Raw genomic sequence first — 13,798 nt, forward strand, 5'->3', positions numbered from 1 at the left:
TCAGAAGGAGTACGGGACGTAGCAGATCGCCGCGATGACGATGGCGCCCCAGCCGAGCAGGGCGGGCTTGCGGTACCACGCGTCGTCACCCTCCGCCGGGGGCTCGGACATGCCGGGTGAGGTCGTCCCGTAGACCAGGCCCGCGAGTTCGGACGCGGGCTTCGGCGCGGTGAAGAGGGTGACGGCGACCATCACCACGGCGCCGGCGACGAAGCCGACGATCGCGGAGACGAAGTTGGCGCCCTGGTCGCTGGGGATGTCGATGACACCCTGCTTGTAGATCCAGAAGTAGTTGACCATCGCGGCCGTCGTACCGGCGACCAGACCCCAGGCGCCGGACTTCATCGAGGCCCGCTTCCAGAACATACCGATGATGAAGACCACGAACATCGGCACGTTGAAGAAGGAGAACAGGGTCTGGAGGTAGCTCATGATGTTGGAGAAGCTGGCGGCGATGAAGGCCGTGCCTACGGAGGCCAGTACGCCGATCGCGGTGATGAGCCGGCCGAAGCGCAGGTAGTAGACGTCCTCCCGGTCCTTCACCACGTACTTCTGCCAGATGTCGGTGGTGAACACGGTGTTGAAGGACGACACGTTGGCCGCCATGCCGGCCATGAAGGCGGCCATCAGACCCGTGACGGCGATCCCGAGCACACCGTTCGGCAGCAACTCCTGCATCAGCAGGGGGATCGCGTCGTTGTACGTCAGGTCCGAGCCCGCCGTGCCTATCTTCGGCACGATCACGGCGGCGACCAGGCCCGGGATCATCACCAGGAAGACGATGAAGATCTTCGGGAACGCGGCGATCAGCGGGGTGCGCTTGGCGGCGGAGAGGTTCTTCGCGGAGAGCGCGCGCTGAACCTCGGCGAAGTTCGTCGTCCAGTAGCCGAAGGAGAGCACGAAGCCGAGGCCGAGGATGATCGTCAGCCAGTTCGCGCCGAGCGGGTTGGCGTCGCCGATGCCCGTACCGCCCCAGGCGCTCAGGAAGTTCTCACCCTTGCTCGCGGTGAGCGAGTCGCTGAGCCCGTCCCAGCCGCCGACCCGCTTGAGGCCGAGGACCGTGAGGGGGATGAGCGCGGCGAGGATGACGAAGAACTGGAGCACCTCGTTGTAGATGGCGGACGACAGACCGCCGACGGTGATGTACGCGAGGACGAAGAAGCCCGCGACGACGATCGAGACCCACTGGGGCCAGCCGAGCAGCGCCTCGACCACGATCGACAGGGCGTACAGGTTGACGCCCGCGATGAGGATGGCGGCGAAGGCGAAGAGGACCGAGCTGAGCAGATGCGCCGGCTTGTCGAAGCGCTGGAGCAGGAACTCGGGGACGGACCGGACCTTGGAGCCGTAGTAGAACGGCATCATCACCAGGCCCAGGAAGACCATGGCGGGGATCGCGCCGATCCAGTACCAGTGCACGACGGCCACGCCGTACTGCGCGCCGGTCGCGGCCATGCCCAGGATCTCCGTCGCGCCGAGGTTGGCGGCGACGAACGCGAGGCCGGTCACCCAGGCCGGCAGTGATCTGCCGGAGAGGAAGAAGTCGAGGCTGGTCTTGACGCTGGCCCTGGCGGCGAAGCCGATGCCGAGGACGACTATGAAGTAGATCGCGAGGATCGTGTAGTCGAGGCCGTTGGTGGGGAGCCGAAGCCCCTCGGCCAGGTGATATGTGGGGGACTGCATGGGGGTACCCGCTTCGTCGCGTGAACGTTACTCGTAAGTCAGTCGGAACCTACGCCTGTCATTACAGATACTGAACACTTTTGATGGTGTTCTTTGTTCGATCGTGATCAATCGTGATCGAGTGAAGCAGTCGTTGACGTGAGTGTGGGCTCGTGGTTAATTATGTTTGTTTCTGTTTGGATGGTGGGCCCGGAGGAAGAATCGATGAAGAAGACGGTGACGGCGCTCGCCGACGGCCGGGAGCTGATCTACTACGACTCCCGCGACGACGCCGTACGCGCCGCCGTGGACCTGCGGCCTCTCGGGCCGATCTCCACCACCTCCGGGATCCGCCACGACCCGTTGCGCGGCGACTCGGTCGCCGTCGCCTCGCACCGCCAGGGCCGCACGTACCACCCGCCGGCCGGTGAGTGCCCGCTCTGCCCCACCGACGCGGCGGCGGGCAGGCTCAGCGAGATCCCCGACAGCGACTACGACGTCGTCGTCTTCGAGAACCGCTTCCCCTCCCTCGCCGGGGACTCCGGCCGCTGCGAGGTCGTCTGCTTCACCTCCGACCATGACGCCTCCTTCGCCTCGCTCACCGGGGAACAGGCCGCGCTCGTCCTCGACGTATGGACCGACCGCACCGCCGAACTCGCCCAACTCCCGCAGGTGGAGCAGGTGTTCTGCTTCGAGAACCGCGGGCCCGAGATCGGTGTGACCCTTGGTCATCCGCACGGGCAGATCTACGCGTACCCCTTCGTCACCCCGCGAACCGAACGGATGTCCCGCTCGGTGGCCGGGCACCGGGCGGCCACCGGGCGCAATCTCTTCGACGACGTCCTGGAGCGCGAGCGCGGGGCCGACCGGGTGGTTCTCGCGGGCGAGCACTGGGTGGCCTTCGTGCCGTACGCGGCGCACTGGCCGTACGAGGTGCACCTCTACCCGCTGCGCCGGGTGCCGGACCTGCGGGGGCTGGACGAGGCGGCGCGGGCGGAGTTCCCGGGGATCTATCTGGAGCTGCTGCGGCGCTTCGACCGGATCTTCGGCGAGGGCGAGCCGCCGACGCCGTACATCTCCGCCTGGCACCAGGCGCCGTTCCGTGCCGCCGGGCGGGGGGACTTCGCCCTGCATCTGGAACTTTTCACCATTCGCCGGACGTCGGGCAAGCTGAAGTTCCTCGCCGGATCGGAGTCCGGGATGGATGCCTTCATCAACGACGTGCCGCCGGAGACCGCGGCCCGGACACTGCGAGAGGTAGCGAGCACGTGAGTGGCAAGTACTTGGTTACGGGCGGCGCGGGTTATGTCGGCAGCGTGGTCGCCGCGCATCTGCTGGAGGCCGGGCACGAGGTGACCGTGCTCGACGACCTCTCCACCGGTTTCCGCGAAGCGGTCCCGGCGGGGGCGGAGTTCATCGAGGGCCGGGTGCACGACGCGGCGAAGTGGCTCGACCCCTCCTACGGCGCGGTGCTGCACTTCGCGGCGTCGTCGCAGGTCGGCGAGTCCGTCGCCAAGCCGGAGAAGTACTGGGAGAACAACGTCGGCGGGTCGATGGCCCTGCTGGCGGCGATGCGGGCCTCCGAGGTCCGCACGCTCGTCTTCTCCTCGACCGCGGCGACGTACGGCGAGCCGGTCTCCACGCCGATCACGGAGACCGACCCGACCGCGCCCACCAGCCCGTACGGCGCGACCAAGCTCGCCGTCGACCAGATGATCGCCGGTGAGTGCGTGGCCCACGGGCTGGCGGCGGTCTCGCTGCGGTACTTCAACGTGGCGGGGGCGTACGGGAGTTACGGAGAGCGGCACGATCCCGAGTCGCATCTGATCCCGCTCGTGCTCCAGGTCGCCCTCGGGACGCGGGAGTCGATCGCCGTGTACGGGGAGGACTACCCGACCCCGGACGGCACGTGCGTACGTGACTACATCCATGTCGCCGACCTCGCCGACGCCCATCTGCTCGCGCTGAAGGCCGCGGCCACCGGGGAGCACCTGGTCTGCAACCTCGGCAACGGCAGCGGGTTCTCCGTCCGCGAGGTCATCGAGACCGTCCGTACGGTGACCGGGCACCCGGTGCCGGAGGCCGCGGCGGCGCGCCGCCCCGGCGACCCGGCGGTCCTGGTCGCCTCCGCGGCGACGGCGCGGGAACGGCTGGGCTGGCGTCCGGCCCGCTCCGACCTGGCGGGAATCGTCGCGGACGCGTGGGCGTTCGCACGCCGAGAGGAGACACACGGGTGAGCACTGGGGAGAGCGTCGGCGCGCAGTTCGAGGAGCTGTACGGCTGCGCGCCGGAGGGTGTGTGGGCCGCGCCGGGCCGGGTGAACCTGATCGGCGAGTACACCGACTTCAACGACGGCTTGGTCATGCCGCTCGCGCTGCCGCACACCGCTGTCGCGGCGGTGTCCCGGCGGAGCGACGGGGTGCTGCGGGTGCACTCCGCAGACGTGCCCGGGGGTGTGGTGCGGCTCGCCCCGGACGAACTGGTTCCGCTCTCCGACACCGGCTGGGCCGCGTATCCGGCGGGCGTCGTCTGGGCGCTGCGCGAGGCGGGGCACACGGTGCCGGGCGCGGACATCCACCTCACGTCGACCGTGCCCACGGGGGCCGGCCTCTCCTCGTCGGCGGCGCTGGAGGTCGTGACCGCGCTCGCGCTGAACGACCTGTACGAACTGGGCCTGTCGGCACCCGAGTTGGCGGTGCTCGGGCAGCGGGCGGAGAACGCGTTCGTCGGGGTGCCGTCCGGGGTCATGGACCAGATGGCGTCCGCGTGCTGCACGGAGGGGCACGCGATGTACCTCGACACCCGCGACCTCTCGCAGCGCCAGGTCCCGTTCGACCTGGCCGCCGTCGGACTCCAACTGCTGGTGGTGGACACGCGGGTGAAGCACGCCCTGGGCGACGGCGCGTACGCGGAACGGCGCGCCGGCTGCGAGGCGGGCGCGCGGGCGCTCGGCGCGCGCACGCTGCGCGAGGTGGAGTACGCGCAACTGCCCGAGGCGCTGGACCGGTTGGCGGGCGAGGCCGAGAACGTACGGCGTTATGTCCGCCATGTCGTGAGCGACAATCACCGGGTGGAACGGGTGATAGCCCTGCTCGACGCGGGCGACGTCCGCGCGGTGGGCCCGATCCTGACGGAGGGCCACGCCTCCCTCCGCGACGACCTGCGGGTCTCGTGCGCCGAACTGGACCTGGTGGTCTCGACGGCGGTCACGGCGGGCGCGCTGGGCGCCCGGATGACGGGCGGCGGCTTCGGCGGCTCGGCGATCGTCCTGGTGGAGACGGCGGACGCGGAGACGGTGACGAAGTCAATCCTGGAGGCATTCACGTTGGCGCGCCACACGACGCCCCGGCTCTTCCCCGCGGTCCCGTCGCGGGGGGCACGCCGGGTGGCATGAGACCGGCGGCGGGCTTGGGCGGGCCCCACGGGCCTGCGACCCGCGCGCCCGCGACCTGCGGTTCTGCCGGCGGGCGGCCGTCGGCCGTGATGCGTGGGCTCGCGGACGAGCGTGCGGTTTCCGGACCTGCGGTCCGTCGGTGCGTTCCGCGCCGGCGCCTTGCGGGCCTGGGGTCCGTAGGCCGTGACCAGCCGCCTGCCGGCCGGCGGTCGTGACGCGTGGGCGCGTGTACAACGGCCCGCCTTCCGCAGCCCGCCCCAGGCCGTCCCTTCAGGTCAGGCGCTTGGTGAAGAAGTACTCCGTCACGCCCGGTGGGTAGTCCGGGATGTGGCCCGCCAGGTCGTAGCCCTGGCGGCGGTAGAACGCCGGGGCCTGGAAGTCCCAGGTTTCCAGGCGGGCGTGGAGGCAGCCTTGGGTGCGGGCTGCCTCCTCCGCCTCCGCGAGGAGACGCGTGCCGAGGCCCGTGCCGCGGTGCGCGTCGGCCACCCACAGCAGGTCGACATGGAGCCAGCGCGCCCAGATATGGGCGGTGAGGCCGCCCGCCAGCGCGCCCGTCGACTCCTCGATCAGCCACACGTGCAGCGGGACTTCCTCGTCCTCGGCGGACCCCCGGAGCCCCCGCAGGACCGGCGAGCGGGCCGTGTTGTTCTCCCGCATCAGTTCGCCGAGCAACGCGCGTCGTTCTTTGTCGACTTCTGTCTCGATACGAAACATGCGCCTCACCCTAACGGGACGCCGTCGATCAGTTCTGTAAATAGTCTTCCGCTCCGGGCGCCCGCCCGTACGCTGATGCACAGCACCGGTGGGGGCCGGTGCTGATCAGGGAAGCGAGACAGTCGGGTACGACGCCCGGGGTGGGTGGGGCAGCCGCACGGCGGCGGCCGAGGCGGCACCGTGTCCACGCGACGCGATCCCCATCCCTCCCCGGGCGCCGTGCCCGCGTCGTCCGCGCCCCGACCTCTGGGGGTGTCAATTGGTCCGTATCAGAGTCCTCGTGGTGGACGACCACCGCATATTCGCCGAGTCGCTGGCAGCCGCCCTCGCGGCGGAGCCGGACGTGGACGTCACCGCCGCGGGCAGCGGTCCCGCCGCGCTGCGGTGTCTTGAGCGGGCGGCGTCCGAAGGGCGTAAGTACGACGTGCTGCTGGTCGACGCCGACCTCGGCATCGTCGGGGGTCCGGGCGGCGGGCCGGTGGCCCGCGCCGTACCCGACAACGGCGACGCCGGTCTCGGCCTCGTCGACGGCATCTCGCTGGTCGCGGGCGTCCGTTCGGGACAGCCGTCCGTGCGCTGCGTGGTCCTCGCGGAGAAGGACGACCCGGGCCGCGCGGCGCTCGCGCTCCAGGCCGGCGCGTCCGGCTGGGTCGCCAAGGACTGCTCGCTGCAACGGCTGTTGGCGGTGATCAGGGGCGTCCTGCGCGACGAGACGCATCTGCCGCCAGCGCTGCTCACGAGCGTCCTGCGGGAGCTGACCGCAGCCCGTAAGCACCGCACGGACAGCGAGCGGCTGGTCGACTCGCTGACCCCGCGCGAACTGGAAGTACTGCGCTGCATGGTGGCGGGCCTGGGGCGCAAGGCGGTGGCCGAGCGCCTCTTCCTGTCCCCGCACACGGTACGTACGCATATGCAGAACGTGCTCGGGAAGCTGGGCGTGCACTCGACGCTGGCGGCGGTCGCGCTGGCCCGACGGGCGGGAGTGGGTCCGGCGGATCTGGACGGGTCGGACGCGGTACGGGTCGGCTGAGCCGGCTCAGCCAGGGACGTTGTCGAACGGGGCCGTCAACCGCCGCAGCAGCGCGGCCAGTTCGCCGCGCTGCCCGCGCGACAGCTCCGCGAGGATCGCGCGCTCCTGGGCGAGCAGCCCGGCCAGCGCCTGGTCCGCGCGGTCGCGGCCCTCGGGGGTGAGCCGTACGAGAACCCCGCGCCGGTCGCTGGGGTCCGGCAGCCGTTCGACCAGGTCCTTCTTGGTCAGCCGGTCGATGCGGTTGGTCATCGTGCCCGAGGTGACCAGGGTCTGGGTGAGCAGCTGACCGGGGGAGAGCTGGTACGGCGCACCGGCCCGGCGCAGCGAGGTGAGCACGTCGAACTCCCACGGCTCCAGATGGTGCTCGGAGAACGCGAGACGCCGGGCCCGGTCGAGATGGCGCGCCAGCCTGCTGACGCGGCTGAGCACCTCAAGTGGTTCCACGTCGAGGTCCGGGCGCTCCCGGCGCCATGCTGCGACCAGACGGTCGACCTCGTCCTCCATGGCGATCAGTGTAAAGGGTCCCTCGACATGAAGTCTCTTGACGTCAAGATATAATTGGAGGCAGGCTTGGGCAGGGTCGGGCGCGGACGGCATTCCGCTTGTCCGATACGTATCCCGAGGGGGCTTCATACATGCGTTCGACAGAGGGTCCGGAGACCGGTCCGGCGAGCACGTCCGCACCTACCTGGGACCCGCAGCAGTACCTCCACCACTCCCAGCACCGCACCCGCCCGTTCCTGGATCTGCTGGGCCGGATCCCCGAACTTCCCGGCGGCGGCGACCGGCCCGTCCGGATAGCCGACATCGGCTGCGGCCCCGGCAATGTCACGGCGCTCCTCGCCGAACGCTGGCCCACCGCCCACATCACCGGCTTCGACCTCTCGCCCGAGATGCTGGCCGAGGCGGAGAAGCAGTACGCGGGCCCCACACCCGGCGGCGGCCGGCTGGACTTCCGGCCCGCGGACGCCGCGCACTGGACACCCGACGAGCCGTACGACCTGATCGTCTCCAACGCCGCGCTCCAGTGGGTCCCGAACCACGCCGAATCCTTCCCGGCCTGGATCGACGCCCTCACCCCCGGCGGCACGTTCGCCTTCCAGGTCCCCGGCAACTTCACCGCGCCCAGCCACGCGCTGCTCGGCGAACTCTGCGAGACCCCGCGCTGGAGCGAGCGCCTCGACACCCACGGCCGGCGCTTCGTACACATCCTGGACCCGGCCGACTATCTGGTCCGCCTCACCGACCTCGGCTGCGTGACGGACGCGTGGGAGACCACGTACCTCCAGCTGCTCTCCGGCGAGGACCCGGTGCTGGACTGGGTGAAGGGCACGGCCCTGCGCCCCGTCCTCACCGAGCTGGCGGACGACCCGGAGGAGGCGGCGGAATTCCTCGCCCAGTACGGCGACCTGCTCCGCAAGGCGTACCCACCAGGCCCGCACGGCACGGTGTTCCCCTTCCGCCGCATCTTCGCGGTGGCGCGTACGACCCCCTGAGCGGTCCCCGACAGCAGACCACCGGGGCGCCACGAGAAACGTGGCGCCCCGGTGGTGGGACCAGATCCTGGAGCAGGTCTCAGCGCTTGTTCAGCGCGTCCAGAGTGATGTCCAGGTCGATGGTGAAGGGGACGCCCGTCTTCAGGCGTTCGTGGTGGATGCCCGAGAGCGCGTACGTCTTGGACAGCGGGTCCAGTTCATAGACATGCGCGACCGGCTGACGGTCCGCCCCGGCGATGTCCACCAGCCAGAAGTGCGGGATGCCCGCAGCCGCGTACTTCTGCGGTTTGGTGCTCCGGTCGCGGGCTTCAGAATCCGGTGAGACCACTTCGACGGCCAGCAGGACATCAGCGGCCTGAAAGCGGGTCTGTTCGAGATCGGTGACCGCTTCCGCGCGGACGACCGAGATGTCGGGCTCCGGACCGTTGCGTTTGTCCAGCAGCACGGTCATCTCACGCTCTACCTTCATTTCCTCCGGAACTGTATTGAGCAGGCCGTTCTCCAGCAGGCTGATCATTTTGGCGTGGAAACGCCTCTGCGGACTCACGAAAACAAGGCTCCCGTCGATCAACTCTGTGTGCGGCGGGAGATCGGGCAGTGTGAAGAGATCGTCCACGGTGTAGCCGTCCTGCGGGGGCATCGGCCAGCGATGCGCGGCCTTGACGGGCTCGGCGGTCATGATTCCTCCCATGGACGGAATTCTGGGCCTCTCATCACACCGTAGCGGCCGGAATCCGACTCCGTCATCACAAAGAGTGACTACGGGCCCGGCCCGGCTTGCTTTCAGACCTTGCGGTGGCCTATGAGCCGTGGCTTCGCCTCCAGATTGCCCAGGCCGTGCCAGGCCAGATTCACCAGATGGGCCGCGACCTCGTTCTTCTTCGGGCGGCGGGTGTCCACCCACCACTGGCCCGTGAGCGCCACCATGCCCACCAGCGCGTGGGCGTACAGCGGGGCCAGCTTCGGGTCGAAGCCGCGGGCCTTGAACTCCATGCCGAGGATGTCCTCGACCTGCGTGGCGATGTCGCTGATCAGTGAGGCGAACGTGCCGGTCGACTGCGCCACCGGCGAATCGCGGACCAGGATGCGGAAACCGTCCGTGTACTCCTCGATGTAGTCGAGGAGCGCGAACGCCGCCTGCTCGCACAGCTCGCGCGGATGGCCCGCCGTCAGGGAGCTCGTCACCATGTCGAGCAGCTGCCGCATCTCGCGGTCCACCACGACCGCGTACAGGCCCTCCTTGCCGCCGAAGTGCTCGTACACCACCGGCTTGGAGACGCCCGCCTTGGAGGCGATGTCCTCCACCGACGTGCCCTCGTACCCCTTCTCGGCGAACAGGGTGCGGCCGATGTCCAGCAGTTGCTCGCGACGCTCCTTGCCGGTCATCCGGACCCGGCGGGAGCGCCGGGGCGCTGCGGGGGTCCGGCTCTTGTCGGGGTCGCTCTTACCGCCGTCGATCGCCACGTTGCCAATCATGCCGCGTTGGGATGGTCAATTTTCCGTCGGGCGTCCAGCCGTCCGGCGTCCGGCCACCGCACGCTGTGCACCCAGCCGAACACCTCGAACCACCGGATCAGCCGGGCACTGGAGTCGATCTGCCCTCGCAGCACTCCGTGCCGGGCGCTCGTCGGGTCCGCATGGTGCAGGTTGTGCCATGACTCGCCACAGGACAAGACCGCCAACCACCACACATTGCCTGACCGGTCACGCGACTTGAAGGGCCGCTTGCCCACCGCGTGACAGATCGAGTTGATCGACCACGTCACATGGTGCAGCAGCGCCACCCGCACCAGCGAGCCCCAGAAGAACGCCGTGAACGCGCCCCACCACGACATCGTCACCAGACCGCCGATGAGCGGCGGCAGCGCCAGCGACACGAAGGCCCACAGCAGGAACTGCTTCGAGACCCGCCGGATCGCCGGGTCCCTGATCAGATCCGGCGCGTACTTCTGCTGCGACGTCTGCTCCTCGTCGAAGAGCCAGCCGATGTGCGCCCACCACAGGCCCTTCAGCAGCGCGGGGAGCGTCTCGCCGAAGCGCCACGGCGAGTGCGGGTCGCCCTCCGCGTCCGAGAACTTGTGGTGCTTACGGTGATCGGCTACCCAGCGGACCACCGGACCCTCCACGGCCATCGACCCGGCCACGGCCAGCACGATCCGCAGCGGGCGCGCCGCCTTGAAGGAACCATGGGTGAAATACCGGTGGAAGCCGACCGTGATGCCATGACAGCCGATGAAATACATGGCGACGAGCAGCCCCAGATCGAGCCAGCTCACACCCCATCCCCAGACCAGCGGAACGGCGCCGAGCAGGGCGATGAAAGGGACGACGATGAAGAGCAGCAGCGTGATCTGCTCCAGCGAGCGTTTGTTCTCCCCGCCGAGCGTGGCGGAGGGAACCGGGTCGGCGAAGGGGGTGGCGGTGTCGAAGGGAAGGGAAGAACCGTCCGGCGCAGGCTGGGCCTGGGAGGAGTCGCCGAGAACGTCAGGGCTTGTCGACATGGGTGTGTCCCCTGGAAGTGTGGAATGCGGCATTCTGCCCGTCTACGGGCGCGTAACTTACGGCGACGTAAGTATGGCAGCGGGAAGGCACGCGACAAGGGGCCTGTGGATAACGACGCGCGAAGGCCACCTATCCTTGTGACGTCGGACAGCGCGGTCCGGTCGAACAATCTCTCCAGAACTTCTCCTCCCGACGTGCTCGAACACTGCAAGGAGCCGCACCTGTGAGCAGTGCCGACCAGACCCCGACCGAGAGCAGCACGACCGCCAACGTGGAGCTGCGCTCCGACATCCGCCGGCTCGGCGACCTCCTGGGCGAAACACTCGTACGCCAGGAAGGCCCCGAACTCCTCGAACTCGTCGAGCGGGTCCGCGCCCTCACCCGTGAGGACGGCGAGGCAGCCGCCGCGCTGCTCGGCGACACCGACCTGGAGACCGCCGCGAAGCTCGTCCGCGCCTTCTCCACCTACTTCCACCTCGCCAACGTCACCGAGCAGGTGCACCGTGGCCGCGAGATGCGCGACCGCCGCGAGGCCGAGGGCGGGCTCCTCGCCCGTACCGCCGACCGCCTCAAGGACGCCGATCCCGAGCACCTGCGCGCGACCGTCAAGAACCTCAGCGTCCGGCCCGTCTTCACCGCGCACCCCACCGAGGCCGCGCGCCGCTCGGTGCTGAACAAGCTCCGCCGTATCGCCGAACTCCTCGAAGCCCCCGTCATCGCCGCCGACCGGCGCCGCCACGACCTGCGGCTCGCCGAGTCCATCGACCTGATCTGGCAGACCGACGAGCTGCGCGTCGTGCGGCCCGAGCCCGCCGACGAGGCCCGCAACGCCATCTACTACCTCGACGAACTCCACGCCGAGGCCGTCGGCGACGTCCTCGAAGACCTCGTCGCCGAGCTGGAGCGCGTCGGCGTCGAACTGCCCCCCGGCACCCGCCCGCTCAGCTTCGGCACCTGGATCGGCGGCGACCGCGACGGCAACCCGAACGTCACCCCCGCCGTCACCTGGGAAGTGCTGATCCTCCAGCACGAACACGGCATCACCGACGCGCTGGAACTCATCGACCAGCTGCGCGGCCAGCTCTCCAACTCCATCCGGTACGCCGGCGCCACCCAGGAACTCCTGGACTCGCTCGCCACCGACCTCGACCGGCTCCCCGAGATCAGCCCCCGCTACAAGCGCCTCAACGCGGAAGAGCCGTACCGCCTCAAGGCCACCTGCATCCGGCAGAAGCTCGTCAACACCCGCGAGCGCCTCGCCAAGGGCACCCCGCACAGCGAGGGCCGCGACTACCTCGGCACCGCGCAGCTCCTGGCGGACCTCACCCTCATCCAGACCTCCCTGCGCTCCCACCGCGGCGGGCTCTTCGCCGACGGCCGCATGGACCGCACCATCCGCACGCTCGCCGCGTTCGGGCTCCAGCTCGCCACCATGGACGTACGCGAACACGCCGACGCCCACCACCACGCGCTCGGCCAGCTCTTCGACCGCCTCGGCGAGGAGTCCTGGCGGTACGCGGACATGCCGCGCGAGTACCGGCAGAAGCTGCTCGCCAAGGAGCTGCGCTCCCGCCGCCCGCTCGCCCCCACCCCGGCGCCGCTGGACGCCGCGGGAGAGAAGACCCTCGGGGTCTTCCACACCGTCAAGCAGGCCTTCGAACGCTTCGGCCCCGAAGTCATCGAGTCCTACATCATCTCGATGTGCCAGGGCGCCGACGACGTCTTCGCCGCCGCCGTCCTCGCCCGCGAGGCCGGCCTCGTCGACCTGCACGCCGGCTGGGCGAAGATCGGCATCGTGCCGCTCCTGGAGACCACCGACGAGCTGCGCGCCGCCGACATCATCCTCGACGAGATGCTGGCCGACCCCTCCTACCGGCGGCTCGTCTCGCTGCGCGGCGACGTCCAGGAGGTCATGCTCGGCTACTCCGACTCCTCCAAGTTCGGCGGCATCACCACCAGCCAGTGGGAGATCCACCGCGCCCAGCGCAGGCTCCGCGACGTCGCCCACCGCTACGGCGTCCGCCTCCGGCTCTTCCACGGCCGCGGCGGCACCGTCGGCCGCGGCGGCGGCCCCTCGCACGACGCGATCCTCGCCCAGCCCTGGGGCACCCTGGAGGGTGAGATCAAGGTGACAGAGCAGGGCGAGGTCATCTCCGACAAGTATCTGATCCCGGCCCTGGCCAGGGAGAACCTGGAACTGACCGTCGCCGCCACCCTCCAGGCATCCGCCCTGCACACCGCGCCCCGCCAGTCCGACGAGGCACTCGCGCGCTGGGACGCCGCCATGGACACCGTCTCGGACGCGGCCCACGGCGCGTACCGCGAGCTCGTCGAGGACCCGGACCTGCCCGCGTACTTCTTCGCGGCGACCCCGGTCGACCAGCTCGCGGACCTGCACCTCGGCTCACGCCCCTCGCGGCGCCCGGACTCCGGCGCCGGGCTCGACGGGCTGCGCGCCATCCCGTGGGTCTTCGGCTGGACGCAGTCCCGGCAGATCGTCCCCGGCTGGTACGGGGTCGGCTCCGGTCTCAAGGCGCTGCGGGAGTCGGGTCTCGACCCGGTCCTGGACGAGATGCACGAGCACTGGCACTTCTTCCAGAACTTCCTCTCCAACGTCGAGATGACCCTCGCCAAGACCGACCTGCGGATCGCCAGGCACTACGTCGACACCCTCGTGCCCGACGAGCTGAAGCACGTCTTCACCGCCATCGAGACCGAGCACGCGCTCACGGTCCAGGAGGTCCTGCGGATCACCGGCTCCGAGAAGCTGCTCGGCTCCAACCCGGTGCTGCGGCAGACGTTCGCCATCCGGGACGCCTATCTCGACCCGATCTCCTACCTCCAGGTCTCGCTGCTCGCGCGCCAGCGCGCGGCGGCGGCGCGCGAGGAGGCACCGGACCCGCTGCTCTCGCGGGCGCTGCTGCTGACCGTGAACGGGGTGGCGGCGGGGCTGCGCAACACCGGCTGATCCGGAGCGTGTTGTGACGCGAGCGCCGGACG

General features: G+C 69.8%; 12 protein-coding genes. 6 read left to right on the forward strand and 6 right to left on the reverse strand.

The window, feature by feature from the left end:
• Positions 1 to 1,683, reverse strand: coding sequence for a sodium:solute symporter family protein (locus OIE74_RS23315; RefSeq protein ID WP_329386727.1), 1,683 nt, complete (start codon positions 1,681 to 1,683; stop codon positions 1 to 3).
• A 204-nt stretch (positions 1,684 to 1,887) separates the two neighbouring features.
• On the opposite strand from OIE74_RS23315, the gene galT reads away from it, so the two are divergent.
• The 3 genes from galT to galK are packed head-to-tail and all read left to right on the forward strand — an operon-like array spanning position 1,888 to position 5,056.
• The gene (gene galT, locus OIE74_RS23320; protein ID WP_329386730.1) at positions 1,888 to 2,934 is read left to right on the forward strand and encodes a galactose-1-phosphate uridylyltransferase; all 1,047 of its coding nucleotides are present in this window, start codon (positions 1,888 to 1,890) and stop codon (positions 2,932 to 2,934) included.
• Positions 2,931 to 3,899: a UDP-glucose 4-epimerase GalE gene (galE, locus tag OIE74_RS23325; RefSeq protein ID WP_329386732.1), complete on the forward strand. Its 969-nt coding sequence runs from the start codon at positions 2,931 to 2,933 to the stop codon at positions 3,897 to 3,899. Before galT ends, galE begins: the two co-directional genes overlap by 4 nt.
• Complete coding sequence (gene galK, locus OIE74_RS23330; RefSeq protein ID WP_329386735.1) at positions 3,896 to 5,056, forward strand: galactokinase; 1,161 nt, start codon at positions 3,896 to 3,898, stop codon at positions 5,054 to 5,056. The genes galE and galK overlap by 4 nt, the downstream gene beginning before the upstream one ends.
• Positions 5,057 to 5,326: 270 nt before the next feature.
• Here the strand turns inward: galK and OIE74_RS23335 are convergent, their stop codons facing one another.
• Complete coding sequence (locus OIE74_RS23335) at positions 5,327 to 5,770, reverse strand: GNAT family N-acetyltransferase (protein WP_329386737.1); 444 nt, start codon at positions 5,768 to 5,770, stop codon at positions 5,327 to 5,329.
• Positions 5,771 to 6,029: 259 nt separating this feature from the next.
• Here OIE74_RS23335 and OIE74_RS23340 point away from each other — a divergent pair, with 259 nt between their 5' ends.
• A complete protein-coding gene (locus OIE74_RS23340) occupies positions 6,030 to 6,800 on the forward strand; it encodes a response regulator transcription factor (protein WP_329386738.1) in 771 nt (256 codons plus the stop codon).
• A gap of 6 nt (positions 6,801 to 6,806) precedes the next feature.
• Here the strand turns inward: OIE74_RS23340 and OIE74_RS23345 are convergent, their stop codons facing one another.
• Complete coding sequence (locus tag OIE74_RS23345; protein ID WP_329386740.1) at positions 6,807 to 7,304, reverse strand: MarR family winged helix-turn-helix transcriptional regulator; 498 nt, start codon at positions 7,302 to 7,304, stop codon at positions 6,807 to 6,809.
• 131 nt (positions 7,305 to 7,435) lie between these two features.
• On the opposite strand from OIE74_RS23345, the gene OIE74_RS23350 reads away from it, so the two are divergent.
• A complete protein-coding gene (locus OIE74_RS23350; protein ID WP_329386742.1) occupies positions 7,436 to 8,296 on the forward strand; it encodes a trans-aconitate 2-methyltransferase in 861 nt (286 codons plus the stop codon).
• 79 nt (positions 8,297 to 8,375) lie between these two features.
• Here the strand turns inward: OIE74_RS23350 and OIE74_RS23355 are convergent, their stop codons facing one another.
• The 3 genes from OIE74_RS23355 to OIE74_RS23365 form a co-directional block, all read right to left on the reverse strand.
• Positions 8,376 to 8,975, reverse strand: coding sequence for a Uma2 family endonuclease (locus OIE74_RS23355; protein WP_329392400.1), 600 nt, complete (start codon positions 8,973 to 8,975; stop codon positions 8,376 to 8,378).
• A 104-nt stretch (positions 8,976 to 9,079) separates the two neighbouring features.
• Positions 9,080 to 9,772, reverse strand: a complete 693-nt coding sequence (locus tag OIE74_RS23360; protein ID WP_329386744.1) for a TetR/AcrR family transcriptional regulator — start codon at positions 9,770 to 9,772, stop codon at positions 9,080 to 9,082.
• On the reverse strand, positions 9,769 to 10,797 hold the full coding sequence (locus OIE74_RS23365) for an acyl-CoA desaturase (protein WP_329386746.1): 1,029 nt from the start codon (positions 10,795 to 10,797) through the stop codon (positions 9,769 to 9,771). Before OIE74_RS23365 ends, OIE74_RS23360 begins: the two co-directional genes overlap by 4 nt.
• Before the next feature lie 224 nt (positions 10,798 to 11,021).
• Between OIE74_RS23365 and ppc the strand changes: the two genes are divergently transcribed.
• Positions 11,022 to 13,766, forward strand: a complete 2,745-nt coding sequence (gene ppc, locus OIE74_RS23370) for a phosphoenolpyruvate carboxylase (protein ID WP_329386748.1) — start codon at positions 11,022 to 11,024, stop codon at positions 13,764 to 13,766.
• The last annotated feature ends 32 nt before the right edge of the window (positions 13,767 to 13,798 follow it).

This window comes from Streptomyces sp. NBC_01716 (assembly GCF_036248275.1).
GTDB lineage: Bacteria > Actinomycetota > Actinomycetes > Streptomycetales > Streptomycetaceae > Streptomyces.